Origin of the sequence: Aquihabitans sp. McL0605 (genome assembly GCF_049993875.1) — a bacterium.
Taxonomy (GTDB): domain Bacteria; phylum Actinomycetota; class Acidimicrobiia; order Acidimicrobiales; family Iamiaceae; genus Aquihabitans.
This window is the reverse complement of sequence record NZ_CP188252.1, coordinates 332,457-357,691: the sequence shown is the minus strand read 5'-3', so window position 1 is coordinate 357,691 and position 25,235 is coordinate 332,457. Positions and strand designations below refer to the sequence as shown.

Sequence of the window (25,235 nt, the reverse complement as noted above, 5' to 3'; positions counted from 1 at the left end):
CTGTGGTGAGACGGCGCCGATAGGCTCACCACTCGTGTCCGACTCCCTCATCATCCGCGGCGCCCGCGAGCACAACCTCCGCAACGTCTCGCTCGACCTGCCCCGCGACAAGCTCATCGTGTTCACCGGCCTCTCGGGCTCGGGCAAGTCTTCGCTCGCGTTCGACACCATCTACGCCGAGGGCCAGCGCCGCTACGTCGAGTCGCTGTCGTCGTACGCCCGGCAGTTCCTGGGCCAGATGGACAAGCCCGATGTCGACTTCATCGAGGGCCTGTCGCCAGCCATCTCGATCGATCAGAAGTCGGCGTCGAAGAACCCCCGGTCCACCGTCGGCACTGTCACCGAGATCTACGACTACCTGCGCCTGCTGTTCGCCCGCATCGGCGTGCCGCACTGCCCCGAGCACGGCGTGGTCATCTCCCGGCAGACCCCCCAGCAGATCGTCGACCGCGTGCTCGAGCTGCCGGAGGGCAGCCGGTTCCAGGTCCTGGCCCCCGTCGTGCGCGGCCGCAAGGGCGACTACCACACGCTGCTGGCCGACCTGGCGGCGCAGGGCTACGCCCGCGCCCGCATCGACGGCGAGCTGCACGACCTGCCGGTCCAGGACCTCGAGCTGGCCCGCTACGAGAACCACACCATCGAGGTGGTCGTCGACCGCCTGGTGAAGCGCGAGGGCATCGAGCGCCGGCTCACCGACTCGCTCGAGACCGCGCTGCGCCTCGCCGAGGGCGTGGCCGAGGTGGAGCTGGTGCCCAAGGACGGCGAGGGCGAGCCGGAGCGGATGACGTTCTCGCAGCACCTGGCCTGCCCCGTCGACGGCAAGAGCTACGACGAGCTCTCGCCCCGCAACTTCTCGTTCAACTCGCCCTACGGCGCCTGCGAGCGGTGCGACGGCCTGGGCACGCAGTTCGAGGTCGACGCCGAGCTGGTGGTGCCCGACCCCGACGCCACCCTGGCCGAGGGCGCCATCCAGCCCTGGTCGAGCGGCCACATGCAGTACCACCAGCGGCTGCTGGAATCGGTCTGCGAGGACAACGGCATCCCGTTCGACCAGCCGTGGCGCACCCTCACGGCCAAGCAGCAGCGGATGCTCCTGCACGGCACCGGGGTCGGCAAGACCAACGTGCGCTACAAGAACCGCTACGGCCGGGTCCGCACGTACACGGCCACGTTCGAGGGCGCCATCCAGTGGATCCAGCGCCGCCACGCCGACACCGACTCCGACAGCCAGCGCGAGCAGTTCGAGGGCTACATGCGCGAGGTGAGCTGCCCGGTCTGCCAGGGCGCCCGCCTCAAGCCGTTCACCCTCGCCGTCACCATCGACGGCAAGAGCATCAACGAGTTCTCCACCATCTCCATCCGCGACGCGGCGGCCGCGTTCGCCGCCGTCGAGCTGTCCGAGCGAGACAAGCTCATCGCCGAGCGGGTCCTCAAGGAGATCAACGCCCGGATCGGCTTCCTCCTCGACGTGGGCCTCGACTACCTCTCGCTGCACCGGTCGTCGGCCACGCTCGCCGGTGGCGAGGCCCAGCGCATCCGCCTGGCCAGCCAGATCGGCTCCGGTCTCGTCGGCGTGCTCTACGTGCTCGACGAGCCGTCGATCGGCCTCCACCAGCGCGACAACCGCCGCCTGATCGACACGCTGACCCGCCTGCGAGACCTGGGCAACACGGTCCTGGTGGTCGAGCACGACGAGGACACCATGGCCGTCGCCGACTACGTGGTCGACATCGGTCCCGGGGCCGGCGAGCACGGTGGCGCCATCGTCCACGCCGGCACGTACAAGTCGCTGCTGAAGAACAAGGACTCGCTCACCGGCCAGTACCTGTCGGGCAAGAGGTCCATCCCCGTGCCCGCCACCCGGCGCACCGCCAACGGCCAGAAGCTGGTCGTGCAGGGGGCGCGCGAGCACAACCTCCAAGGGATCGACGTCGACTTCCCGCTCGGCGTGTTCCTCGCCGTCACCGGCGTGTCGGGCTCGGGCAAGTCCACCCTCGTCAACGACATTCTGCTGCGCTCGCTGATGCAGAAGATCTACAAGAGCAAGACGCCGCCAGGCCTCCACAAGAAGGTCACCGGCGTCGAGCACCTCGACAAGGTCATCAACATCGACCAGTCGCCCATCGGCCGCACGCCGCGGTCGAACCCCGCCACCTACACGGGGGTGTGGGACCACGTCCGCAAGCTCTTCGCCCAGACCACCGAGGCCAAGGTCCGGGGCTACCTGCCCGGCCGGTTCAGCTTCAACGTCAAGGGCGGCCGCTGCGAGAACTGCGCCGGCGACGGCACCATCAAGATCGAGATGCACTTCCTGCCCGACGTGTACGTGCCGTGCGAGGTGTGCAAGGGCGCCCGCTACAACCGCGACACGCTCGACATCGAGTTCAAGGGCAAGAACGTCGCCGAGGTGCTCGACATGCCCATCGAGGAGGCGCTCGAGTTCTTCGCCAACCAGCCGGTGATCGCCCGGCACATGCAGACGCTCGTCGACGTGGGCCTCGGCTACGTCCGCCTGGGCCAGTCGGCCCCCACCCTGTCGGGCGGCGAGGCCCAGCGCATCAAGCTGGCGTCGGAGCTGTCGAAGCGCTCCACCGGCCACACGATCTACCTCCTCGACGAGCCCACCACCGGGCTCCACTTCGAAGACATCCGCAAGCTGCTCACCGTGCTCGGCCGCCTGGTCGACCAGGGCAACACCGTGCTGGTCATCGAGCACAACCTCGACGTCATCAAGACGGCCGACTGGATCATCGACCTCGGCCCCGAGGGCGGCTCGGGCGGCGGCAAGGTGATCATCGAGGGCACCCCCGAGACCGTGGCCGCCACGCCCGCGTCCTACACCGGGCAGTTCCTCCGGCCCCTGCTCGGGCTGGAGGGCTGACCGCCATGGCCCTGCAGGATCTGCAGCCCGACTCGCTGTACCACCTCGCCACCCCGGTGGAGTGGGCCGCCTACCAGGCCGACGGATCGATCGTCCCGGCCTCCCTCGAGGCCGAGGGGTTCGTCCACTGCTCGTGGGGCCGCCAGGTGGCGGGCACGGTCGGGAAGCACTTCGACGGCGTGGTCGGCCTGCTCGCGCTCCGTCTCGACCCGGCGCGCCTCGGCGCCACCCCGCTGGTCGAGGAGGACTCCTACGGGTCGGGCCAGGCGTTCCCGCACGCCTACGGGCCCGTCCCGGTGGCTGCCGTGGTCGACACCACCGCCGTCACCTGAGGGCGAGCCGGCGGGATCGCCGGCGGCACCCGGCCCGGTTCGTACCATGGTCAGGTGAGACGAGTCACCCGGCTGCTCAGCTTCCTCGGCGCGGCCGGTGTGGTCCTCGGCCTCAGCAAGATCCACGCCGCGTACGTGGCCGACCCCGCCTACGACTTCACCGGGTCCACCCGGTTCGCATGGGCCGTCGGCTACATCCTCCTGCTGTGGATCGCCGGCTACGGCTTCGGCCTGCCCGACCTGCCGCGGTCGGTTCGAGAGGCCACCCTGGTGGCCGCGGGCGTGTCGGTGTCGGCTGCCGTCGGCGTCTCGCTCCTGCAGCTCGTGGTGGGCGACGCCCTGCTGCCCCGCTTCGTCGTCCTCGGCAGCGCGCTCCTGCTGATCCCCTGGCAGGTGGCGGTCAACGCCCTCGCCAGGCGGGGCCGCACCCGGGACGAGGGCAGGGATCGGGTGGTGCTCGTCGGATCGATGGAGGAGCACGATCGGCTGGTGGCCGACCTGGCGCTGGTCCCCGAACGGGCCGCGGTGCTCGTGGCGCACCTCACGGTGCCCGCCGCCACCACCCACGGCGACGAGCGCCCGCTCGTCGAGAAGGTGCTCGAGACCCAGGCCTCGGTGATCGTGCTCGACCGCGACGCCCAGGGCGCGGAAGACGTGGTCGGCGACGCCGCCGTGCTGCACGAGGCCGGCGTGCGGGTGCGCAGCCTCGTGCAGTTCTACGAGGAGTGGCTCGGCAAGCTGCCCATCGGCGAGCTGGAGCGGGCCTCGCTGTTCTTCGACATCAGCGAGATCCACCGCGTCCGCTACGCCCGGGTGAAGCGCCTCATGGACCTGGTGATGGGCCTCGTGGGGATGATCCCGTTCGTGCTCTCGATCCCGGTGGTGTGGGCGGCCAACCTGGTGGGCAACCGGGGGCCGCTGTTCTACCGGCAGGAGCGCGTCGGCCGGAACGGCATCCCGTTCGCGATCTTGAAGTACCGCAGCATGCTCCCGCACGAGCCCGGGCCCGACGAGCAGGGGAGCGCGTGGACGCAGCTCGACGACCCCCGCGTCACCCGGTTCGGGCGCATCCTCCGGAAGTCGCACCTCGACGAGCTCCCGCAGGTGCTGAACATCGTGCGGGGAGAGCTGTCGGTGGTCGGGCCCCGCCCGGAGCAGCCGCGCTACGTCAAGGAGCTCAGCGCGTCGCTGCCGTTCTACGGCATGCGCCACCTCGTGCGGCCGGGGCTCACGGGGTGGGCCCAGGTCAAGTACGGCTACGCCGGCGACGAGCGCGATGCGGTGGAGAAGCTCCAGTACGAGTTCTTCTACCTCCGCCACCAGGGCGTCCGGTTCGACCTGCGGGTCATCGGCCGGACGGTGCGCAGCGTCACCGGCACCGAAGGCGGCGGCCGGTGAGCGGGGGCGGCGCATGAGCCGGGAGGCTCCGGTTCGGGTGGCGCACATCATCACGAGGCTCGACGTGGGCGGTGCGCAGGAGACCGCGATCCGGGTGTGCGCCGGCCTCGACCGGTCGCGCTTCGCGCCGGTGCTGCTGGCCGGGCCCGACGAGGGCTCGGGCGGTTCGCTCCGATCGGCGGCCGATGGTGCCGGCATCGAGGTCATCACCGTCGATGCGCTCCATGGGCCGATCCGGCCGCTCGACGACGCCCGGGCCGTGCGCGAGCTCACCCAGGTGCTGGCCGCCCAGCGGGCGGCGGTCGTCCAGACCCACAGCAGCAAGGCCGGGGTCGTCGGCCGCCTGGCGGCGCGGCGGGCTGGTGTCGCCCACCTGGTCCACACCGTCCACGGGTGGAGCTTCAACGACAGCCAGGCCGCGCCGGTGGCCCTCGGCTACCGCACGATCGAGCGGTGGCTGGCCAAGCGCACCGATGTGCTCATCGTCGTCACCTCCGCTGATCGGGAGCTCGGCCTCCGCCACGGCATCGGCCGCCCCGACCAGTACGAGATCATCCGCAGCGGCATCGCGCTGGGCCCCGACGCCGGGGCCGAACCGGACGGCGGCGCGGCACGGCGGGCGCTCCGCCAGGAGCTGGGCTGGGCTCCATCGGACCAGGTGGTGATCTCGGTGGGGCGCCTCGAGGCCCAGAAGGACCCGATCACGATGGTGGAGGCGCTGGCGATCGCCCGGCGCTCGGCGCCCGCGCTGCGCCTGGCGCTGGTGGGGTCCGGGGCCCTCGACGCCGACGTCCGGGCCACCACCGCCCGCCTCGGGCTCGATGGTGCCGTCGATCTCCTCGGGCTGCGCGACGACGTGCCGCAGCTGCTCTCGGCCTCCGACCTGTTCGCCCTCTCGTCGCGCTGGGAGGGGCTGCCGCGCGCTGCGCTCGAGGCCATGCGTGCCGGCCTGCCGGTGGCGGCCACCGACACCGGCGGCATCCGCGAGGTCGTCGTCGACGGCGACACGGGCCTCCTGGTCCCGATCGGTGATGCCGCGGCGCTGGGCGCCGCGCTCGTCGCGCTGGCGTCGGACCCGCCGATGGCGTCGGCGATGGCAGAGCGGGCCGCCGCGCTCCTCCCGTCGTTCTCCGAGGCCCGGATGGTGGCCGACGTCGAGGCCCTCTACGACCGCCTGCTCCGCGGGACCACCGTCCCCGTGGCCCGACCCTGATGGATCGATGACCGACCCCACCACCTCCGTCCTCATCCCGTGCTACGAGCGATCCGCCGTGCTGGCGCGCGCCATCGCCAGCGTCCTGGCCCAGACCGACGACGACTTCGAGGTCGTGGTGGGCGACGACGGATCCACCGAGGACCTCGTAGCGGTGGCGGAGTCGTTCCACGACGCCCGCGTGCGCGTGGCTCGGCGCGAGGTCAACGGCGGCATCAGCGCCGGCCGCAACGTGGCCCGCTCCATCGCTCGGGGGCGCCTGGTCGCGTACCTCGACTCCGACGACGAGTGGTACCCGCAGCACCTCGCCACGGTCCGAGCGGCGCTGGAGGCGGCTCCCCCAGGGGTGAGCGCGGCGTCCACCGCGTTCGAGATGCGGTACCCGAGCGGGCGCATCGACGTTCGGGTGCCCGAGCAGCACGATCGGCTGATCGAGCGCATCGTCCGCGGTGTCGACCTGTCGGCGGGCAGCACGATGCTGGTCCGCACCGCCGCGCTCGACGAGATCGGACCGTGGCCCGAGGACATCCCGCGCAACGAGGACTACGACTGGTTCCTCCGCATGGCCGAGAAGGGCCACGAACTGGTGGTGGTCCCCGACGTGACCGTGATCATCCACGCCGATGACCGCAGCGCCCTCGATCGCGAGGCGCTCGCCCGGTCGCACCGGATCATCCTGGAGCGCCACCTCCCGGCGCTGGCCGACGAGCGCGGCCTGGGCCGCCACCTCAGGGCCAAGCTCCACGAGGAACGGGCGTGGGCGGCGTGGCGGGGCGGCGACAAGGTCGGGTGCGCCCGTGAGGTGGGGGCCGCGGTGGTCCTCGATCCGGTGGCCCGAGGCGGGAAGCTCGCCCGCTCGGCCCTGCGGCGCGCCGGCTACGCCCGAGGCTGATCCGCGGGCGGCCACGGGCCCGGTCGGGGCGCCGCGGACAAGACCGAGCGAGCCGCCCACAGGCCGGCAGCCATGCCCTTGGCCATCGACCGGGCATCGGTGGCACCGGGTCGGATCGCCCGCACCGACCAGAGGCCCAGCTGGGCCAGCCCGTCGAGCCAGAACGCCCGCACCCGGTAGGCGCCGGTGCCGCTGGCCACCCGCCGCCGGCGGTTCACCACATCGGTGCGGGCCCACCGCTGGCGATCCCACCGGTTGCGAGGCGACTCGCGGTGCTCCAGGCGTGCCGCGGGGTCGACGATGAGCCGGCCGTGCTGGCGCACGCGGTAGGTGAGCTCGAGGTCCTCGCCGAGCGCGTAGCCCTCGAGGCCCTCGTCGAACGGCTCGGCGAGGAGCACCGGCCGGCGGAAGCTCATGGCGCATCCGCTCAGCCAGTCGACCTCGGTGGGCTCGATCAGCCCGGATGCCAGCACGCCACGACCCGAGGGCAGCACCGCTCCCGGTCGCACGGAGCCGGGAGCGAGGCGGCCCTGGAGGCCCGCGGCTCGTGGCGGCGGCAGGTCGGTGGGCAGGCCGCCGACGCCCAGGACCGCCAGCGGGTCGCTCAGGGGCCGGTCATCGGCGGCGAACTGCTCGAGGATCGCGGCGAAGTACCCGGGCTCCAGGACCGTGTCGTCATCGAGGAAGTGCACGATGGCCGCCGTGGACCGGTGCACCCCGAGGTTCCGTTGGGCCGGCAGGCCGGGCTGGGCCCGGATGAGCTCGATGGGCAGGTCGGGGTGGCCGTCGACCACGGCCTGGACCTCAGCTGCTTCCAGATCGTCGCTCGCGTCGACGATGAGGACGTGGTCGGCGGGTGCCCGCTGGTCGATCAGGCTGGTCAGGCAGGTGGCCAGGTCCGCCGGCCGGTTCCGGGTGCAGAGGATGAGATCGTGCGTCGCGGTCACGGTGCGGGGCTCAGGCCGAGGTGGTCGAGGATGGCCCGGAAGCGGTGCTCGTAGGTGTGCTCGGCCTGCACCCGCCGAAGCCCGGCGGCGGCGATCCTCGATCGGGCGGCGTCGTCGCCCAGGTAGCGTCGGGCCTGTTCGACGAGATCGCCCGGCGACGTGAAGACGGCGATCTCCTCGCCCACCTCGAAGTACGACTCGATGTCGTCCACCTGGCTGGACAGCTGGAAGCCGCCGCACGCCGGGATCTCGAAGGTGCGGCCCTTGATCTGGTCGAGGTTGCGCCCGACCCACCGCAGGGCGGGGGGATACGTGCGGTTCAGCACGCCCCGCACCACCCGCGGGACCGAGGGGTCGTTGGACGCGGCGGTGAGGTTGAGGCTGATGCGCGAGTCGGAGAAGGTGGCCACCATGTCGTCGAACTCGAGACGGCCGGCCGGCCAGCCCGGACCCCAGGTCGACACGTCGACACCGGCGCGCTGGAGCCGGCGGATCAGCCAGGGACGGTCCCCGTAGGACTGGCCCACGAACGTGGTGCCGAGGCGCACCGGGTTGCCGGTGGGTGCATAGAGGTGCGGGTTGGCCGCCCACTGCGTCTTGATGGCATCGATGCCCAGGGCGCGGTACTTCGGCAGGGCCTTGCGATCGGTGGTGCTTACGGCGTTGAACAGCGGGGCGTAGCGCGAGGTGAAGTCGTCGAAGCGCCAGTGGTCGTCGCAGAACCAGTTGTAGGTGATCAGGCCGGGGCGGTCTCGCAGCTCGGCGAGGACCTCGGCGCCGATCTGCTCCTCGAACAGGACGAAGAACGCCAGGTCGGGCCGGAAGTCGTCGACCGCGGCCCGGAGCTCGAGGGCCACCTGGTCGGTCCCGCCCTCCTGGAACGCCGACAGGAAGTCGAGCTCGCGGACCTCGATGCCGTCCATCTGGTCGAGCACATCGAAGAAGTTCTGGTGCTCGAAGCTCGGCCCTCGGCTGCGATCGCCGTAGTCCCAGCGCATGGCGACGAACAACACCCGGATCGGTGCACCCAACGATGGCTCCCAACTCGTACGATCCAGCCGGTGCCCATCATGGTCGATCCTCCCGCCCCCGACGACGATGGGCCGGTCCAGCCGTCGCGGGTTCGCTCGTCCGCTTCACGGGCCCGCCAGTCGCTGGCGATGGGCGGCCTCGATCTCGGGCGGATGGCCGCATCGGTCCGATCGACCGGCGCGTTCCTGGCCGATCGGCGAGCGTTCCGCGCTCAGCTCCGGGGCTCGAACGGACCGTTCACCCGGGTCCAGTGGCTCCCCGTCCTGTCCGATCGGGACGAGGAGGCGGGGTCCACCAGGGACCAGTACTTCCAGCAGGACCTGCACGTCGCCAAGCTCCTCCGTGACGCCGCACCGGTCCGTCACGTCGACGTCGGCAGCCGCATCGACGGGTTCATCGCCCACCTGCTCGTGTTCCGGGAGGTCGAGGTGCTCGACGTCCGGCCGCTCCACTCGACCATCGCCGGGCTCACGTTCCTCCAGGGCGACGGCGCGTCGATGGATGCCTTCGCCGACGGCTCGCTGCCGTCGCTGTCGAGCCTGCACGCCGTGGAGCACTTCGGTCTCGGCCGCTACGGCGACCCGATCGAGGTCGACGCGCCCCTGCGGGCGCTGGCGTCGTTCGAGCGGGTGCTGGCGCCCGGAGGCCGCCTGTACCTCTCGGTGCCGGTGGGTCGGCGCCGGGTGGAGTTCAACGCCCACCGGGTGTTCGACCCGGCTGACCCCGTCGCCCTGCTGCCGGGGCTGGTCCTGGAGCGCTTCGACGGCATCGACGATGGCGGAACGTTCCACGAGCAGGTCGAGCCCAGCACCCTGGCCGGGAACGCCTACGGCTTGGGGATCTACGTGTTCACCAAGCCCTGACGGTTGCGGAGCGCGGCGAGCAGGAGCCCGGCGAGGGCGGCCTCGCTGGCCACGTTGGCCCATGCGCCGCCGGTGCCCCCGAGGTGCGGGATGAGGATCAGGTTCATCACGACGTTGAGCGCGGTGACGACGCTGACCGCGATCGCGTAGCGGCGACCGGTGGCGACCGACACGGTCGGACCGAGCACCGACACGACCGCGCTGGCGAGCGACGAGAGGGCGAGGACGCGCAGGATCGGCGCGCCGGCGGCGAACTCGTGCCCGAACAGCAGGCGCAGGATCGGCTCGGCCCCGATCACGAGGATGGTGGCGGGGATCGCAGTGAGCCCGACGTAGTGGAACGCTCGGCCGCGGGCGAGGGCGAGGCCGTCGTCGCCTTCTCGCCCGACGTCGGCGAGCGTGACGGCACCCGAGGCTTGCGCGGGGAGGCGGAGCGTCTCGGTGATCCGGTAGCAGGCGGCGTAGATGCCCGAGGTTCCCGCTGGGGCGAGGAGCGCGACCAGCCAGGTGTCGAGGCGGCCGTAGATGGTGGCGAAGCCCGAGCCGATGGCGATGGGGAGGGCGCGGCGCCAGTGGAGGTCGGGCAGGGGCTCGGCCGGTGCCGCGTGGGCGCGGATCCAGCGGATGCCGACGATCGACAGCACCACCGCAGACGCCAGGTCGGTCAGGGAGTAGAGGATCACCGCCGCCTCGACCCCGCCACCGTTGCTCAGCCACAGCCAGCCCACGACGAGCAGCAGCGATCGGGACACGACCTCGTTGGTGGCCTCGGCGCGCGAGTGCCCGATCGACCGGAAGGCGGCGACGATCGAGCCGTGGATCGCGTTGCCGATCAGCGAGCCGAGGAACAGCAGCGGGATGATCGGGTCGGCGTCGTTGGCGGCCACCAGGTAGCCGGGCACCAAGATGACCAGGGCGATGATCGAGCCGCGGATGCGGCGGTCGATCGTGGCCGTGACCGCACGGCGCTGGATGCTGCCCAGGGCGGCCACGTGGGCGCTGAGCAGGTTGGAGTAGCCGGCGTCGGTGAGGAAGAACAGGGCCGACCCGAGGGCGAGCACCAGGGCGAGGTCGGAGAACTGGTCGAGGGTGAGCTGGCGGGCGGCGACGATCAGCCAGAGCGCCGACAGCGCGGCGGCACCGATGCGCCCGCCGGCGATGACGGCCGTCTGGCGGCCGCTGCGCGGTGGCGCGAAGTCTGCTTCGGCCTCCACCGGATGTGTGGTCGGCTCAGGCCGCAGAGGTGGCGAAGTGCTGAGCGCGGTACCAGTCGTAGGTGGAGCGGATCCCCTGATCGAGCGGGATGGAGTGGGTCCAGCCCAGCGACTCGAGCAGCGAGACGTCGAGCTGCTTGCGCGGCGTGCCGTCGGGCTTCGACGTGTCGAAGCGGATGGTGGCATCGGGGTGGACGATGTCGCGGATGGTCTCGGCCAGGTCGCGGATGGTCAGGTCGAGGCCGGTGCCGACGTTCACGTGCTGATCGCCGTCGTAGTGCTCCATGAGGTGCAGGCAGGCGTCGGCCAGGTCGTCGACGTGGAGGAACTCGCGGTAGGGCGTGCCCGAGCCCCACACCTCGACCTCGGTGGTGCCCTCGGCCCGGGCGTCGTCGAACTTGCGGATGAGCGCCGGCAGCACGTGGCTGGAGTTGAGGTCGAAGTTGTCGTTGGGCCCGTAGAGGTTGGTGGGCATGGCGGAGATGAAGTTGCAGCCGTACTGGCGCCGGTAGGCCTGGCAGAGCTTGATCCCGGCGATCTTGGCGATGGCGTAGGGCTCGTTGGTGGGCTCGAGGGGGCCGGTGAGGAGCGCATCCTCGGTGATGGGCTGGGCTGCTTCGCGTGGGTAGATGCACGAGCTGCCGAGGTACAGCAGCTTGGTGACCTCGTGGAGCCGGCTGGCCTCGACGACCGTGGCGTGGATCATCATGTTGTCGTAGAGGAACTCGGCGGGCCGGGTGGAGTTGGCGAGGATGCCGCCCACCGTGCCGGCGACCAGGTACACGTACTCGGGCCGGTTGGCGCGGAACCAGTAGTTGACCGCGGCCTGGTCGCGCAGGTCGAGCTGATCCCGGGACGCCGTGAGGATGTTGGTGTACCCGTCGCGCTCGAGGCGCCGGACGATCGCAGAGCCGACGAGGCCTCGGTGTCCGGCCACGAAGATCCGTGCGTCTTTCGGTTGCTCGGTCATTTCCGCTCCCAGGTGAGGTGGCCCGCTCCCATCGGCAGGATAGGGGGTGCAGTTGAGCGAGCGGCGGCTCCCGCGGGCACCCGCAGGTCGCAGGCCTGGTCAGACCGGGGCGCGTCGCGGCTCCCACCAGGCCGGGTGGGCCTGGTACCAGGCCACGGTCTCGGCGAGCGCCTCGGAGAACGAGCACTCGGGCGCCCAACCGAGCGCACGGACCTTGTCGGTGCGGATCGAGTACCGCCGGTCGTGGCCCAGCCGGTCGATCACGTGGTCGACCCGGGAGCCGTCGGCGCCGAGCAGCCGGAGCAGCTCGCCCACGACCTCGTGGTTGGGGCGCTCCTCTCCGGCCCCGATGTTGTAGATGTCGCCGGCGGTGCCGTGGCGGAGGACGAGGTCGAGCGCACGGCAGTTGTCGCTGACGTGCATCCAGTCGCGGACGTGGGCGCCGTCGCCGTAGAGCGGGACGTTGAGGCCGAGCAGGAGCGAGGTCGTGAAGAACGGGATGAGCTTCTCGGGGTACTGGTACGGACCGAACTGGTTGGACGATCGCGTGACGACCACGGGCAGCCCGTGGGTCTCGAAGTAGGCGAGCGCGATCAGGTCGGCTCCTGCCTTGCTGGCGGCGTACGGCGAGCGCGGGCGGACGGGGTCGTCTTCGGTGAACGAGCCGACCTCGATCGAGCCGTAGACCTCGTCGGTCGACACGTGGACGAAGCGCTGCACGTCGTGCTGTCGGGCCACGTCGCACAGGATGTTCGTGCCGTCGCAGTTGGTGCGGACGAACACGTCGGGACCCGACAGGGACCGGTCGACGTGGGTCTCCGCGGCGAGGTGGACCACGGCGTCGTGGCCGGGCACGACGCCGGCCACCGCAGCACGGTCGCTGACGTCGCCCACGACCAGCTGCACCCGCTTCCCGTCGAGCACACCGTCGAGGTTGGCTGCGCTGCCGGCGTAGGTGAGGGCATCGAACACGGTGATCTCGTCGTCGCTCGTCGCCACGAGGTGGCGGACGAAGTTCGATCCGATGAAGCCGGCGCCGCCGGTGACCAGGACCTTCACCGGACGCCTACTGCAGCTCGACGGTGGAGTGGTCGCCCACGAGCAGGCGGTTGGCGCGGGGCGCTTGGACGGAGCGGAACACCTCGGCGTTGCGGCCGAGCAGCGAGTCGACCAGGCGGGGGACGCCTCGAAGGCTGGCGCCGGGCAGGAGGACCGAGCCCTCGACCTCGCTGTCGACCACCGTCACGTCGCTGCCGATCGACGTGAAGGGCCCGACGTAGCTGTTCGTGATCTCGGCCCCGGGCCCGATGGAGACCGGCCCGCGCACCGTGGACCTCGTGACGGTGGCGCCGGCGTCGATCACGACGCGGCCATCGATCCTGCTGTCGTCGTCGACGTGGCCGTCGATGCGCGTGGTGAGGGTCTCCAGGACGCGCCGGTTGGCATCGAGGACCGAGTCCTTCTTGCCGGTGTCGAGCCACCAGCCCGACAGGAGGTCGTGGCGGACGACGTCGCCCCGGTCGATGAGCCACTGCACCGCATCGGTGATCTCGAGCTCTCCGCGGGCAGAGGGCTCGATGGCGGCCACCGCGTCGTGGATCGCCGGGGTGAAGAAGTAGGCGCCCACCATGGCGAGGTTCGACGCCGGTTCGGCGGGCTTCTCGACCAGCCGGACGATCTCCCCGTCGGGACCGATCTCGGCCACGCCGAACTGGTGGGGGTCGGGCACCGCCGCGAGGAGGACCCACGCGGCGGGCGCGGCGTGGTCGTCGTGGAACGAGGGCGTGTCGGCCCGGCGCCGGGCCTCCTCGAACCGGGCCGCGAAGCCGCTGAGGCCCTCCTCGAGGAGGTTGTCGCCCAGGAACATGACGAAGTCGTCGTCGCCGAGGAACGATCGGGCGAGGCGCACGCAGTGGGCGAGGCCGAGGGCCTCGTCCTGGAGGATGTAGGTCAGCGTCACGCCGAACTGGCTGCCATCGCCGCAGGCGGCCTGGACCTCTGCCGCGGTGTCGCCCACGATGATGCCGATCTCGTCGATGCCGGCCGAGGCCACCGTCTCGATCGCGTAGAAGAGGATCGGCTTGTTGGCCACCGGTACGAGCTGCTTGGCGCTGGTGTGGGTGATCGGCCGGAGCCGCGTCCCCTTGCCCCCAGCGAGGATCAAGCCCTTCATGCCACTCCCCGAGGTTTGCCCGGTACGTGCAGGTGCCGGTCGGACGGATGGTGACCCTACCGGAGGACCGGCGGCGCCCCTGCGCCCACGCGCCGGGACGGCGCCGACGTCAGACCGGGAGCGCCCGGGTGTCGGATGCGGGGTTGCGGACCGCTTCGACGGGGTTGCCCTGCGTGATGTCGAGCATGCGCTGGAGGGCGACCTTGGCCCACTCGGTGGTGATCGGGTCGACGGTGATCTGGTTGATGACCTTGCCCCCGACCAGGTTCTCGAGCACCCAGGCCAGGTGCGGGCCGTCGATGCGGAACATGGTGGAGCAGGGGCAGATCAGCGGATCGAGCGACACGACCGTCTTGTCGGGTGTCTCGGCGGCGAGGCGGTTGACGAGGTGGATCTCGGTGCCGATGGCGATGGTGGCGCCGACGGGGGCCGCGGCCACGGCCTTGATGATGTAGTCGGTGGAACCCACCTCGTCGGCGATCGAGCAGACGTCGTGGCTGCACTCGGGGTGGGCGATCACGATGCCGTCGGGGTGCTCGGCGCGGAACGCGGCCACGTGCGCCGGCGAGAACCGCTGGTGGACCGAGCAGTGGCCCTTCCACAGCAGGAACGTGGAGGCCTGCACCTCGTCGGCCTCCAGCCCGCCCAGCTCGAACCGCGGGTTCCACACCCGCATGTCGTCGTGCGTGTAGCCCATGGCGAAGCCCGTGTTGCGGCCCAGGTGCTGATCGGGGAAGAACAGGACCTTGTCGCCCTGGGTGAAGGCCCACTCCAGGATCTCGCGGGCGTTGGTGCTGGTGCACACGGCGCCGCCGTGCTCGCCGACGAACGCCTTCAGCGCCGCGGACGAGTTCATGTAGGTGATGGGGACGAGCCGGTCGGTGTCGATCACGTCGCCGAGCGCCTCCCAGGCCTCGGTGACCTCGTCGATGTCGGCCATGTCGGCCATCGAGCAGCCGGCGTTGAGGTCGGGCAGGATGACGGCCTGGTGGTCGCCGGTGAGCACATCAGCCGATTCGGCCATGAAGTGCACGCCGCAGAACACGATGTAGTCGGCGTCGGGCCGTTCCTGCGCCAGGACCGAGAGCCGGTACGAGTCGCCGCGGGCGTCGGCCCACTTCATGACCTCGTCGCGCTGGTAGTGGTGGCCGAGGATGAAGAGCCGTTCGCCGAGCGTGGCCTTGGCCGCACCGATCATCTCGTCGAGCGCCTCGGGCGTCGCGTCCCGGTAGCGGTCGGGGAGGGGGGTCTGGAGCCTGAGCATGGTGGCCTCCGATGAGGTCTGGATCCCGTCTTGGTGCCGGTGGGGACAGCCTGGACGCCTCGCCACGGGGATGTCGGCACGGGATGGATATGGGGCCGGATTCCAGGCCGGCAAGCGCACTGTAGTGGGTGGTCGGGCGCGATCCCTCCCTCTTCGTGCCCCAGGTGACCACCGACCACTTCGGGGGCGAGGGTCCTTCAACCGACCCCCGACCGGCCGATAGAACGACATGGTGACGACGCGCGCCCGGGCCCCTCGGGCCACGGACCCCCAGGCCGATCCGGGCCTCGAACCGGGCTCCGCCGCCGCGCCGCCGCGGGCAGGTCACCCTCGCCGGACCGCCGGGTTCGCCGTGATCCTGGTGTCGCTCGTGCTCGTGTGCTGGCCCGGGGCCACGCTCTGGATGGTGCTGGCGGCCGGGGCCGTCGCCCTGTCGGTGGGCCTCCCGCTCACCGTGGCCGACTCGCCCGGCCTGGCCAGGCGCCTCGTCCCGGTGGCGGTCATCGTCCTCTCGCTGCTGTCGGGCTGGGCCGCTTACGCCCGAGCCAACGGCTCGGGCTCGATCCGCGACCGCTCGCACGACGGTGGCGTCATCGTCACGCGGGCTGCCGCCGACGACCTGGCCCACCTCCGCAACCCCTACACCGCCGACTTCACCGGTGACCTGCCGCGCTCGTGGCTCCTCGTCGAGGGGAACGACGGGGCCAAGGTGGCCAACCCCGTCGCCCACCACTTCCCGTACCTGCCCGCCGCCGCGCTGGTGCACACCCCCTTCGTGGCGGGGGCCAACGCCGTCGGCCTGGGCTGGGACACCCGGATCCTCGGCTGGCTCGTCCTCGTGGGGGCGCTGGTGGCCCTGGCGCGACGGCCCGAGCCCGCCTGGCTGCGCCTCGGCGCCATCTGCGGTCTCGGCGGCCCGTTCACCCTCGTGTACCTGAGCTGGGGGACCAACGACCTCATGGCGGTCGCCCTGGCGGTCCTGGCCCTGTGCTGGGCCGACCGCCGGCCCCGGCTGGCCGGGTTCACCCTGGCCCTGGCCCTGTCGGTGAAGGTGCTGCTGGCCGTGCTCATCCCGCCGCTGGCCGTCGTGGTCGTGCTGACGGGCGGGTGGGCCGCGCTGCGGCGCTGGTGGACCCTCCCGGCCACGCTCCTGGTCACCTGCCTGCCGTTCCTCGCCGCTTCGCCGTCCGCCTTCCTCGACGACACGGTGTGGTTCAACCTCGGTCGGTCGAAGCCGCTGATGCCCACCTCCGGCATCGGCCTCCCGGCCACCAGCCCCGGACTGTTCCACGGCCCCCTGCTCGGGCTGCTCACGGTCCTCGGCCTGGTGCTGGCGCTCGTCCTGCCGATCCTGGCCGTCCGTCGCTGGCCGTCGGTGTGGACCGCCGGGGCCTCGGCCGGCGTCGGCCTGCTGTGCGTCCTGGTGCCGGCCCGCACCTTCCAGACCAACTACCTCGTGCTGGTCGCCTCGCTGCTCCCGTTGGCCTGGTTGGCCCTCGCGGCCGCCGGCGCCGACGGTCCCCCTGGGGCGAGCGATCAGGCTGGGATCGAGCCCGCGGCGACGGCCTCGGCCTGATCCGACGGATCCACCGGATCGGCCCCGACGGCGGGGGCGCTCGACCGGATCGGCGTGCCGAGGGCGATCAGGGCGAAGACCGGGAGCAGGACGGCCACCCGGCCGAAGCCCAGCCACACCCACCAGACCTGGTGGTTGGCGACGGCGAGCAGCGGGACGTAGAGCACGGCGATCGCCCGCATCCACGTCGTGCCCCGCACGGCGACGACCGCGGCCGAACCGACCAGGAGCAGGGCGGCCGCCCACTCCGCCAGGTGCCAGTGCGGGAACCCGGCCTGGAACCCGGCGAGCAGGTCGCCCGTCTGGGCGTAGTCGCTGGGCCAGGCGCCGATGCGGGCGTGGACGATCACGATCCAGGCGCCGTAGGCAACCGCGGGGACCGCGAGCTTGATGGCACCGATCGGGGTGCGCCGCTCGATCAGGTGGGCGAGCCCCAGGCCCAAGGGCACCACCACCATGGTCTCTCGGGTCAGGGCGGCCGCGGTCAGCAGCGCCACGGCCTCCCAGGGCCGGTCTCGCAGCCAGGCGGCGATGCCCCAGCAGGCGAGGGCGATGGCGAGCGGCTCGCAGATCCCGGGGTACGCCACGGCGGCGATGCCGGCGGGCGTCGCCGCCACCAGGCCCAGCCACCGGATCCGGCGACCGCTCGCCCGGCCGAGGTCGGCGACGGACAGCACCGCGGCGCCGAGGCCGACCGCCGTGAGGACCAGGATCGCCGGGGCCAGCAGCGAGCGCTGCCCACCGGCCGACGCCACCAGATCCACCCAGCCCTGGACCGGCCGCGACGAGCGGTAGGCCGCATCGGCCCGGTCCCCGAAGTACGAGTCGGGGGCGTGGGCCATCGTCGGGTCCATGGCCGTGGCGGCGAACGTGTGACCGTCCATCTTGGCGACGAGGTGCTCGGCGCGGCTCCGCGGCGGGTGGAAGGCCCCGGGGTTGTCGACCCCGCCCCAGGGTGCGGCCGGGGCCAGGAACACCTCCACCAGCAAGATGAGGCCCACCGCGAGCGTCGTGATGGCCGCGATGGCCTGGGGCGAGAAGCCCCTCGCGGGCCCGTCAGGTGGCTCGGCGGCGGCGGGTCGCTGGGTCCGCAGGACGTCGACCTCCGCCAGCTCGTCGGTGCCGCTGGTGGTGGCCACCTCCGTCCATCGGCAGGTGCCGGGAGGACGTGAGGACCGGCTCCGGCCCGGACCTCGGGCTGGAGTGCCCGAACGCGTGCGCGATCCGGCAACCTAGGGGGCGTGGTCCAACGTCCCCCTGCCGGCACGATCCCCGATGCACCCGGCTCCTACCAGTTCAAGGACATCCACGGCCGGGTGATCTACGTGGGCAAGGCCAAGAGCCTCCGCTCCCGGCTGTCGAACTACTTCCAGACCAACCTGCCGCTGCGCACGGCGCAGATGGTGGCCACCGCCGAGACCGTCGAGTGGATCCAGGTCGGCAACGAGGTCGAGGCGCTGCTCCTCGAGAACACCCTCATCAAGCGGCACCGCCCGCGGTTCAACATCCGCCTGGTCGACGACAAGAGCTACCCGTTCCTGGCGGTCACCGTGTCCGACGACTGGCCCCGGCCGATGGTCATGCGCGGCGCTCGCAAGAAGGGCGTGCGCTACTTTGGGCCGTACGGCCACGCCTACGCCATCCGCGAGACGCTCGACCTGCTGCTGCGCACCTTCCCGGTCCGCACCTGCTCGGACAACAAGTTCCAGCACCACGAGCGCCTCGGCCGCCCGTGCCTCCTGTTCCACATCGAGAAGTGCTCCGGGCCGTGCGTGGGCGAGGTCACCAAGGAGCAGTACCAGGGGTACGTCGACGAGCTCCTCCAGTTCCTGGAAGGCGACACCGACGAGGTGGTCGTCAAGCTCCGCACCGGCATGCAGGAGGCGGCCGACGAGCTCGAGTTCGAGCGGGCCGCCCGCCTGCGCGACCGGCTGGCGGCGGTCAACAAGGCCATCGAGCGCCAGCAGATGGTGGCCGACCGCAACGAGGACCTCGACGTGATCGGCGTGGCCGACGACGAGCTCGAGGCGGCGGTCCAGGTCTTCCACGTCCGCAAGGGCCGCGTGGTCGGCCGCAAGGGCTTCGTGATGGACAAGGTCGAGGACCTCACGCCCTACGAGCTGACCGGTCGCATCCTCGAGGGCCTCTACGACCCGCCGCCGCCGATCGGCATGCCCAAGCAGGTGCTGGTCCCGTGGGACCCCGACGACCTCGAGCTGTACCAGACCTGGCTGACCGGCCTGCGGGGCTCAGCCGTGAGCATCCGGGTGCCGCAGCGCGGCGAGAAGCGCACGCTCCAGGAGACCGTCGCCAAGAACGCCAAGGAGGAGCTGGTCCGCCACCGGCTCAAGCGGGCGAGCGACCACAACAGCCGGGCCAAGGCGCTCAACGAGCTGCAGGACGCGCTCGGGCTGCCCGAGGCCCCGCTGCGCATCGAGTGCTACGACATGAGCCACCTCCAGGGCACCGACTACGTCGGCTCGATGGTCGTCATGGAGGACGGACTCCCCAAGAAGTCGGAGTACCGGCGCTTCAAGATCAAGAGCGGTCAGGGCAACGACGACTTCCTCGCCATGGAGGAGGTGCTCACCCGCCGGCTCACCGCCTACCTGGCCGAGCGCAAGCTCCCGGTGGCAGAGCGGGGCCGGTTCCAGTACCCGCCGCAGCTGCTCCTCGTCGACGGCGGCAAGGGCCAGCTGGGCGTCGCCATCCGGGTGCTCCAGGAGCTCGGGCTCGACGAGGAGATCCCGGTCGCCTCGCTGGCCAAGCGGTTCGAGGAGGTCTACGTCCCGGGCCTCTCCGACCCCATCCGCATCCCGCGCCAGTCCGAGGCGCTCTACCTGCTCCAGCGCCTCCGCGACGAGTCGCACCGCTTCGCCATCACGTTCCACCGCGAGCTGCGCGGCAAGCGCATGACCACGTCGGCGCTCGACGGGATCCCGGGCCTGGGGGAGACGCGCAAGAAGCGGCTCACCAAGGAGCTGGGCGGCGTGAAGGCGGTGAAGGTGGCCTCGCTCGAGCAGCTCCAGGCGCTGTCGTGGCTGCCCGACGCCGTGGCCCGGGCGGTCTACGCCAAGCTCCACGACCCCATCTGACCGCGGGCGGCGAAGGCCGGCTCAGGCGGTGGTGGCGTCGACCGGTCGGGCGGGGCGGGCGAGGCGGGCGGCGAGCAGGTCGCGCTGGATGGCGCCGCTCGTCGGGTCGGCTGCGGCGGCCACGGTGAGCAGGCGGTAGCGCTCCTCGGCGGTGGTTCCGGCGCTCCCGGCCCGGTGGTGGAGCCGGGCGGCGAGCGAGCGCCACGACGCGTCGGGCTCGGCCCGTCCCCGCAGGGCGCTGATGGCCCGCCGGTCGGTCTCGACCGCGTCCGCCCCGCCGGTGGTGTGCGGGTCGGCCTCGAGCGCGTGCCGCAGGTCGGTCAGGCCCTGGTGGCGGATGCGCTTGTCGATCGCGCCGATCGCTTCGGCCTCGCGGGGCGCGGCGAGCGCCAGGTCGTGCAGCTCCTGCAGGGCCGCCAGCCGTTCGGCGGCGCCCGAGCCGAGTCCGGCGGTCAGGCCGTCCGCGGCGGCGACGGCACCGCTGGGCGCGATCGTCTGCTGCCCCAGGACGGTGACCCGGCCCCGGTGCCGTGCTGCCACCGTCAGCTCGATCGGACCGGTCCCGGCCGGGGGAGCGAGGTGGGCGACGTGCTCGAGGGCCTCATCGGCGGCCCACTGGCCGGACGCGAGGAGATCCGCGCCCAACGGCACCGTCACGGTCGTCGCACGTGCACCTCGTCGCGACAACGTGAACGAGATCGTGGTCCCGGGCTCGTGAGGTCCGCCGTCGATCCAGGCCCGGGCCACGATCTGGCCGCCCCGCTCGGCGACCTCGGGTGCGCTGAGCTCGTCGAGCGTTACGCGCTCGCCGGCCGCCACCGGGCGGCTCACGGCCGACCGCACGACGAGGTCGCGGCGGACGTAGGCCGGCTCGGCGATGTGGGGGAGGGCCAGGTAGCCCAGGTCGGCGAGGGTCGCCGGCGTGAGGTGCCAGCGCTGGTTCCACGACCAGTCCGAGGTGCCGGCGCGGATCAGGTCGGGGCGGCGCTCGAGGAACGCGTACTCGAGCCGGTGGTCGAGCTCGTCGGGGGCCATGAGGTGGCTGATCTGGGGATCGAGCAGGCCGGCGAGGTCGAGCAGGCGGAGGTCGAGGTCGTCGATGGTGGCGCCGGCGTCGGCCGTCATCACGAGCGGATCCTGGAGGCCGAGGTCCTGGCCCGTTGCGGCGAGGGGGGCGGTCGAGCCCCGGACCGATGCCACGGTGACCTGGCCGGGGAAGTCGGTCCGGGCCAGCCCGACCGTCGCGGCGAGGTTGACGATCGCCCACACGATCATGAGCGCACCGCAGAGGCGAGCCGGCCGCAGCGCCCCGCTGAGCACCGAGCCAGGCCGGCCGGTGGTCGCGTACCGGCCCGCGGCCCAATCGGCGCCGACGGTGGCCAGCACGATGAGCAGCGGCACGGCGACGGCGTAGAAGCGGTAGTCGGCCATCCAGTCGACCTCGCTGGTCGGCAGCACGAACGTGGCGGCGGCGAGGACCGCCACCGTCGCGACGGGGCCTCGCCGACGGGGCCAGGCGAGCAGGACGAGGGGGATGATCAGCACCGCGCCGGTGATGAGGAGGAAGTCGCGGGTGACGGCGAGGGGCCCCGACCCGCTCGTCAGGCTCACGAGCCGGTCCCCCACGGTCTGGTCGACCTTGGCGTAGTACGTGTTCGCGAGCACGTAGCCGAAGCGGTGCAGGCTGAACGCCCACCACCCGGCGAGCACCACCACCGGCGCCGCCACCCAGCGGGCCACGTCACCCACGGCCGTCCCCCAGCCGGCGTCGGGCCGGCGCCGGACCACCAGGGCCCGGGCGAACGCGGCTGCGGCCAGGTAGGTGAACGCATCGGGTCGGCTGACCACCAGGACGGCCACCGCGGCGCTGGACCCCAAGGAGCGCCAGCCGCGCCGCTCGTCCTGCTCCTCCGCCACCAGCAGCAGGGCCGTCGCCACGACGAGGAGGGCGACCAGCGAGTTCTCGAGGCCGGAGACCGACCAGAGCGCCAACGTCGACGAGGCCCCGACCAGGCAGCCCGCCCAGGCGGCCGCCCGGTGCTCGGTCAGCCTTCCGATGAGGCGGGTCGCCAGGACTGCAGTGAGCGCGAAGCACACGATGCCGAGCGCCTTCGCCGATCCCGCGACCGGCAGGCCCAGCCGGGCGAGCGCGGCGAGGGCCAGCGTCCAGGTCGGGTTCGAGAAGCCCGACACGAGGGGATCGCCGGCCGTGACCGTGCCGAGCGGGTGTCCGGCCGCGGCCTGCTCGGCGAACCGGTAGGTGATGGCGGCGTCGTCGCAGGTGAAGCCGCGGACCACGAGGCCCGACGCGACCGCGACCAGCCCGGCCGCCACCGAGGGCCACGGCCCCGCGCCGTCTGAGCTCGATCGCACCGCCACGCCCCTTCCATCGGTCTGGAGGCGGTCGATGTGAGGCGCGACCTGGTCGCGACGGGTGGATCAGGCCGGGGCGGCGGTCCAGGGCGGGGCCAGGGCGGCGATCTCGGCGTAGACCGGGCAGGCCGGGTGGTGGGCGCCGTCGATCCAGCCGGTCGACATCAGGAACTCGCCGGTGATCTCGCCACCGGTGAAGCGGAACGTCCTCTTGAACAGCTTCACCCAGTCCGCCTTGGCGAGCGGGTGCTGGGCGGCGATCCACTCGTGGAACCCGCCGTGCTTGTCGCGGAAGCCGGCGATGACGGCGGCGTTGGCGATGGCCGCGTCGACCTTGAGCCGGTTGCGGATGATCCCGGCATCGTCGAGCAGGCGCGCCCGGTCGTCCTCGCCGTAGCCCGCGACCGCGTCCACGTCGAAGCGGTCGTAGGCCGCCCGGAAGCCCTCGCGCTTCTTCAAGATGGTGAGCCAGGAGAGCCCGGCCTGGTTGATCTCGAGGACCAGCCGCTCGAAGAGCGCGGCCTCGTCGGCCACCGGGAAGCCGTACTCGGTGTCGTGGTACGGGCCGTGCCACTCGTGCCCGGGCGCGATCGCGCAGTACGTGTCGGCCGGCAGCACCAGGTCACCCATGGCCCGGACGGTACCGTCGGAGTCGTGGCCGACGACATCGATCTCTGGGAAGCGCACTCCGGCTGGTGGCAGGAGGGCTTCACCGATGGTGCCGACCCGGAGTACGAGGAGCAGATCCTCCCGCTGGCCGCCACCCTCCTCCACGGCTACGACCGGGTGCTCGACGTGGGCACCGGCGAGGGCCAGGTGGCCCGGCTGGCCGCGTCGCAGGGCTCCACGGTCGTCGCCGGCATCGACCCCACCGCCAACCAGGTGGTGGAGGCGGCGGCACGCGGCGGTGGGCCGGCGTACGCCCGCGCCGGGGCCGACGCCCTCCCGTTCGCCAGCGGTGCGTTCGACGCGGTGGTCGCGTGCCTGGTGTTCGAGCACATCGAAGCGGTCGACGAGGCCATCGACGAGGTGGCGCGCGTGCTGCGCCCGGGCGGACGGTTCGCCTTCTTCTTGAACCACCCGCTCCTCCAGACGCCGAACAGCGGGTGGATCGACGACCACATGGTCGACCCGCCGGAGCAGTACTGGCGCATCGGGCCCTACCTCGTCGAGGACAACTCGATCGAGGAGGTGGAGAAGGACGTGTTCATCCCCTTCATCCACCGGCCCATGAGCCGCTACGTGAACGCCATGTCCGAGGCGGGCCTGGTGCTGCGGCGCATGCTCGAGCCCGCACCGCCGCCGGGGTTCTTGGCCCGCGCCTCCGAGTACCGGGAGGCCGCGTCGATCCCGCGCCTGCTGGTGCTCGTCGCCGACAAGCTGGACCTGGACCACACGTGAGCACCGACCCGGGCGGCTCCACGTCGCTCGACCCGGCCGATGATCCGCCCATGGCGGACACGCCGATGATGCTGTCGCACCACTGGCCCGATGCCTACGACCGGTGCGCGGTGATCGCGGGGCGTCACGTGTGCCGGCGCTGCCTGGTGCTGTACCCGGTGGCCCTGCTGTCGGGCGTCGCCATCAGCATCGGGTCGTGGTGGCCCGAGGGCCTCAACCCGGTCGTGCTGTGGCTGTTCCCGCTGCCCGGCGTCATCGAGTTCGTCCTCGACAACCTGGGCCGCATCGAGTACTCGCCGGTGCGCCAGATGTGGCTCTCGGGCGCCGGTGCGGTCGCGGCCGGGGTCGGCTACTCGATGTACCTGAAGGACACGTTCGATCCGGTGGTGTGGGCGGTCGTCGCGGTGTACACGGCGGTGTGCGTGGCTGCGGTGGTGGTGGGCCACCGCCGGGGGACGGCAGCGTCGTGAGCAACCGCGGGGTGGTGGTGCGCTCGCGGATCCGCCGGGTCGTCGGCGACCACTCCGTGCAGATCACCGACGGCGAGCTGGTGGTCCTGATGGCCTGCAACCTCGTCACCACGGTCGGGCTGTCGGGCGACATCAGCCGTCACTTCCAGAACATCGGCAACCTCAACGGCGACTTCCTGTCGGGCTGGCACCTGGTGCTCTACGGAGGCGTCACCGCGGTCGCCCTGTGGCTCGGCGTGGGCGCGCTGCGGCGGGGTCCGGCGTTCGTGACCTCGGCCGGCACCACCACGGTCGGGTTCCTGATCCTGGCGTTCGGCGGCGTGGCCGACGCCGCCTGGCACGCCCGGTTCGGCACCGAGGCCAACATCGAGGCGCTGGTGAGCCCGCCGCACCTCATGGTGTTCGCGGGCCTGACGTTCCTGCTCTCGTCGCCGATCGTGGTGCTGTGGCGCCGACCGGCCCGGCGCCTCGGCCTGGTGGCGTCGCTCGTGGCCCTCTCCTCGGTCGTCTCGACCGTGCTGGTGATCTCGCTGTTCACCGGCTACCTCTCACCCCTCGCGGGCGGCATGTCGATCACGCCGGGCTACATCGAACCGCTGGTGGGCGAGTCGCCCATCGACTACGACCAGGTCCGCGGGCTGGCCATCGCGGTGTGGACCGTGGCGGTGCTCGTGGCTGCGTTCACCGTGATCCTCGTGCGGTTCCGCCCCGTCCCCGGCCTGCTCTGGCTGAGCGTGTTCCTCTGCGGGGCCCCGGCGCTGGCCCTGACCTCGTGGACGGTGATCAAGCCCGAGATCGTCGGCTACGCGGTGGCGGGTCTCGTCCTGGAGGTGATGGTGGCGCTCACGGGCAAGCCCACGCTCGGCCGCGGGGCGGCGGCGGTCACCGGTGCGCTCCTGGGCTCGATGCTGTGGGCGGCCACGTTCGCCATGCTGCGCAGCGACGGCCGGTTGGGGTGGACCATCGACCTGTGGGGCGGCACCATCATCCTCTCGGGGCTGATCGGTGCCGCGGTCGCGTCGCTGGTGGCACTGCCGGTCCCCACGGGCGATGCCCTGGTCGACAGCCCCCTCGGCCCCCGTCCGGCCTGATCGCAGCCGGCCGATCGGGTCGTGGCCAGGCGGGTCACCCGTGGGCCGTA

The 25,235-nt window shown here is 72.0% G+C and carries 21 protein-coding genes; 11 read left to right on the top strand and 10 right to left on the bottom strand.

What is annotated here, in order from left to right; genetic code table 11:
- Positions 1-34: 34 nt before the first annotated feature.
- Genes uvrA through ACPPVX_RS01590 form a run of 5 tightly spaced genes read left to right on the top strand, consistent with a single transcriptional unit; the run spans position 35 to position 6,716 of the window.
- A complete protein-coding gene (gene uvrA / locus ACPPVX_RS01610; RefSeq protein WP_426573133.1) occupies positions 35-2,881 on the top strand; it encodes an excinuclease ABC subunit UvrA in 2,847 nt (948 codons plus the stop codon).
- Between the two features lie 5 nt (positions 2,882-2,886).
- Entirely contained in the window at positions 2,887-3,213 is a 327-nt protein-coding gene (locus tag ACPPVX_RS01605; RefSeq protein ID WP_426573132.1) for a DUF952 domain-containing protein, read from the top strand.
- A gap of 54 nt (positions 3,214-3,267) precedes the next feature.
- Positions 3,268-4,611: a sugar transferase gene (locus ACPPVX_RS01600; protein WP_426573131.1), complete on the top strand. Its 1,344-nt coding sequence runs from the start codon at positions 3,268-3,270 to the stop codon at positions 4,609-4,611.
- A 37-nt stretch (positions 4,612-4,648) separates the two neighbouring features.
- Positions 4,649-5,824, top strand: coding sequence for a glycosyltransferase family 4 protein (locus tag ACPPVX_RS01595; RefSeq protein WP_426573130.1), 1,176 nt, complete (start codon positions 4,649-4,651; stop codon positions 5,822-5,824).
- A 7-nt stretch (positions 5,825-5,831) separates the two neighbouring features.
- Entirely contained in the window at positions 5,832-6,716 is an 885-nt protein-coding gene (locus ACPPVX_RS01590) for a glycosyltransferase family 2 protein (protein WP_426573129.1), read from the top strand.
- On the opposite strand, the gene ACPPVX_RS01585 is transcribed toward ACPPVX_RS01590, so the two are convergent.
- The gene (locus ACPPVX_RS01585) at positions 6,701-7,663 is read right to left on the bottom strand and encodes a glycosyltransferase family 2 protein (protein WP_426573128.1); all 963 of its coding nucleotides are present in this window, start codon (positions 7,661-7,663) and stop codon (positions 6,701-6,703) included. The genes ACPPVX_RS01590 and ACPPVX_RS01585 overlap by 16 nt on opposite strands.
- Positions 7,660-8,694, bottom strand: a complete 1,035-nt coding sequence (locus ACPPVX_RS01580) for a CgeB family protein (RefSeq protein WP_426573127.1) — start codon at positions 8,692-8,694, stop codon at positions 7,660-7,662. Before ACPPVX_RS01580 ends, ACPPVX_RS01585 begins: the two co-directional genes overlap by 4 nt.
- Before the next feature lie 39 nt (positions 8,695-8,733).
- On the opposite strand from ACPPVX_RS01580, the gene ACPPVX_RS01575 reads away from it, so the two are divergent.
- Positions 8,734-9,558 (top strand): DUF268 domain-containing protein, encoded by an 825-nt coding sequence (locus ACPPVX_RS01575; protein WP_426574974.1) that lies wholly within the window; start codon positions 8,734-8,736, stop codon positions 9,556-9,558.
- Here ACPPVX_RS01575 and ACPPVX_RS01570 read toward each other — a convergent pair.
- The 5 genes from ACPPVX_RS01570 to nadA all read right to left on the bottom strand — a co-directional run bounded on the left by ACPPVX_RS01570 (position 9,537) and on the right by nadA (position 15,179).
- Positions 9,537-10,772 carry an oligosaccharide flippase family protein gene (locus tag ACPPVX_RS01570; RefSeq protein ID WP_426573126.1) on the bottom strand — a complete coding sequence of 412 codons (1,236 nt, stop codon included), beginning with the start codon at positions 10,770-10,772 and terminating at the stop codon, positions 9,537-9,539. The two genes, ACPPVX_RS01575 and ACPPVX_RS01570, sit on opposite strands and share 22 nt — an antisense overlap.
- 16 nt (positions 10,773-10,788) lie before the next feature.
- Entirely contained in the window at positions 10,789-11,742 is a 954-nt protein-coding gene (locus ACPPVX_RS01565; RefSeq protein WP_426573125.1) for a GDP-L-fucose synthase family protein, read from the bottom strand.
- Positions 11,743-11,841: 99 nt separating this feature from the next.
- Positions 11,842-12,801 (bottom strand): dTDP-glucose 4,6-dehydratase, encoded by a 960-nt coding sequence (gene rfbB / locus ACPPVX_RS01560; RefSeq protein WP_426573124.1) that lies wholly within the window; start codon positions 12,799-12,801, stop codon positions 11,842-11,844.
- Positions 12,802-12,808: 7 nt separating this feature from the next.
- Complete coding sequence (locus ACPPVX_RS01555; RefSeq protein ID WP_426573123.1) at positions 12,809-13,915, bottom strand: glucose-1-phosphate thymidylyltransferase; 1,107 nt, start codon at positions 13,913-13,915, stop codon at positions 12,809-12,811.
- Positions 13,916-14,024: 109 nt separating this feature from the next.
- Positions 14,025-15,179, bottom strand: a complete 1,155-nt coding sequence (gene nadA / locus ACPPVX_RS01550) for a quinolinate synthase NadA (RefSeq protein WP_426573122.1) — start codon at positions 15,177-15,179, stop codon at positions 14,025-14,027.
- Between the two features lie 229 nt (positions 15,180-15,408).
- On the opposite strand from nadA, the gene ACPPVX_RS01545 reads away from it, so the two are divergent.
- Entirely contained in the window at positions 15,409-16,755 is a 1,347-nt protein-coding gene (locus ACPPVX_RS01545; RefSeq protein ID WP_426573121.1) for a hypothetical protein, read from the top strand.
- Here ACPPVX_RS01545 and ACPPVX_RS01540 read toward each other — a convergent pair.
- Positions 16,716-17,894 (bottom strand): hypothetical protein, encoded by a 1,179-nt coding sequence (locus ACPPVX_RS01540; protein WP_426573120.1) that lies wholly within the window; start codon positions 17,892-17,894, stop codon positions 16,716-16,718. The two genes, ACPPVX_RS01545 and ACPPVX_RS01540, sit on opposite strands and share 40 nt — an antisense overlap.
- A gap of 102 nt (positions 17,895-17,996) precedes the next feature.
- Between ACPPVX_RS01540 and uvrC the strand changes: the two genes are divergently transcribed.
- On the top strand, positions 17,997-19,850 hold the full coding sequence (gene uvrC, locus ACPPVX_RS01535; RefSeq protein ID WP_426573119.1) for an excinuclease ABC subunit UvrC: 1,854 nt from the start codon (positions 17,997-17,999) through the stop codon (positions 19,848-19,850).
- 21 nt (positions 19,851-19,871) lie between these two features.
- On the opposite strand, the gene ACPPVX_RS01530 is transcribed toward uvrC, so the two are convergent.
- Together ACPPVX_RS01530 and ACPPVX_RS01525 are read right to left on the bottom strand one after the other, a co-directional pair.
- Positions 19,872-22,223 (bottom strand): hypothetical protein, encoded by a 2,352-nt coding sequence (locus ACPPVX_RS01530; protein ID WP_426573118.1) that lies wholly within the window; start codon positions 22,221-22,223, stop codon positions 19,872-19,874.
- 66 nt (positions 22,224-22,289) lie between these two features.
- Complete coding sequence (locus ACPPVX_RS01525) at positions 22,290-22,853, bottom strand: DNA-3-methyladenine glycosylase I (protein ID WP_426573117.1); 564 nt, start codon at positions 22,851-22,853, stop codon at positions 22,290-22,292.
- Positions 22,854-22,877: 24 nt separating this feature from the next.
- On the opposite strand from ACPPVX_RS01525, the gene ACPPVX_RS01520 reads away from it, so the two are divergent.
- From ACPPVX_RS01520 to ACPPVX_RS01510, 3 genes are read left to right on the top strand one after another with little or no spacing between them, the layout of a single operon-like run.
- Positions 22,878-23,624: a class I SAM-dependent methyltransferase gene (locus ACPPVX_RS01520; protein ID WP_426573116.1), complete on the top strand. Its 747-nt coding sequence runs from the start codon at positions 22,878-22,880 to the stop codon at positions 23,622-23,624.
- Positions 23,621-24,094 (top strand): hypothetical protein, encoded by a 474-nt coding sequence (locus ACPPVX_RS01515; RefSeq protein WP_426573115.1) that lies wholly within the window; start codon positions 23,621-23,623, stop codon positions 24,092-24,094. Before ACPPVX_RS01520 ends, ACPPVX_RS01515 begins: the two co-directional genes overlap by 4 nt.
- The gene (locus tag ACPPVX_RS01510) at positions 24,091-25,185 is read left to right on the top strand and encodes a hypothetical protein (protein WP_426573114.1); all 1,095 of its coding nucleotides are present in this window, start codon (positions 24,091-24,093) and stop codon (positions 25,183-25,185) included. The genes ACPPVX_RS01515 and ACPPVX_RS01510 overlap by 4 nt, the downstream gene beginning before the upstream one ends.
- Positions 25,186-25,235: the final 50 nt, after the last annotated feature.

Coding starts and splice junctions, on each gene's coding strand:
- ACPPVX_RS01545 (WP_426573121.1), top strand. CDS start 15,409: ATGGTGACGACGCGCGCCCGGGCCCCTCGGGCCACGGACCCCCAGGCC.
- ACPPVX_RS01605 (WP_426573132.1), top strand. CDS start 2,887: ATGGCCCTGCAGGATCTGCAGCCCGACTCGCTGTACCACCTCGCCACC.
- nadA (WP_426573122.1), bottom strand. CDS start 15,179: ATGCTCAGGCTCCAGACCCCCCTCCCCGACCGCTACCGGGACGCGACG.
- ACPPVX_RS01575 (WP_426574974.1), top strand. CDS start 8,734: ATGGTCGATCCTCCCGCCCCCGACGACGATGGGCCGGTCCAGCCGTCG.
- ACPPVX_RS01565 (WP_426573125.1), bottom strand. CDS start 11,742: ATGACCGAGCAACCGAAAGACGCACGGATCTTCGTGGCCGGACACCGA.
- ACPPVX_RS01525 (WP_426573117.1), bottom strand. CDS start 22,853: ATGGGTGACCTGGTGCTGCCGGCCGACACGTACTGCGCGATCGCGCCC.
- ACPPVX_RS01590 (WP_426573129.1), top strand. CDS start 5,832: ATGACCGACCCCACCACCTCCGTCCTCATCCCGTGCTACGAGCGATCC.
- ACPPVX_RS01555 (WP_426573123.1), bottom strand. CDS start 13,915: ATGAAGGGCTTGATCCTCGCTGGGGGCAAGGGGACGCGGCTCCGGCCG.